Here is a 473-nt window from a genome sequence, read left to right as displayed (position 1 = left end):
ACGTAAATAGCGAGGAACAGGTGCGGCAGCGCATAGGAGACAATCAGGCTCGCTGAAGAGTAAATAATATTGAGGTTAAACAGCAGGTAAGCCAGCGGGGCGGTGACAAACACCACCCTGGGCAGCGCGAACTGGTAGTAGAGCATGGCGCTGAGATAGCACAAGCGCTGCTGAAAAGTCAGCCCGCGGCCAAACAGCGGATTATCGACGCGGAAAATCTGCGTCATCCCGCGCGCCCAGCGGGTACGCTGGATGACGTGCACCACCAGGCGTTCAGTAGCGAGGCCTGCGGCCAGTGGGATATCGAGAAAGGCCGACTTCCACCCCAGACGCTGAAACTTCAGCGCCGTATGAGCATCTTCGGTCACCGTTTCGACGGCGAAACCGCCGATCTGCGCCAGCGCCTCGCGACGGATCACCGCGCAGGAGCCGCAGAAAAAGGTGGCGTTCCAGTTGTCGTTCCCCTGCTGAAT

The 473-nt window shown here is 59.2% G+C and carries 1 protein-coding gene; it reads right to left on the bottom strand.

Features of this window, described 5'->3' with window-relative positions; genetic code table 11:
• On the bottom strand, positions 1–473 hold a 473-nt coding region (locus M3234_RS28840), incomplete at both ends, for a glycosyltransferase family 2 protein (protein WP_262307929.1).

This window comes from Neobacillus niacini (assembly GCF_023715785.1).
Lineage (GTDB): Bacteria > Bacillota > Bacilli > Bacillales > Cytobacillaceae > Neobacillus > Neobacillus niacini_E.
The sequence above is the reverse complement of the archived record's forward strand: the minus strand, read 5'-3'. Positions and strand labels throughout refer to the sequence as shown.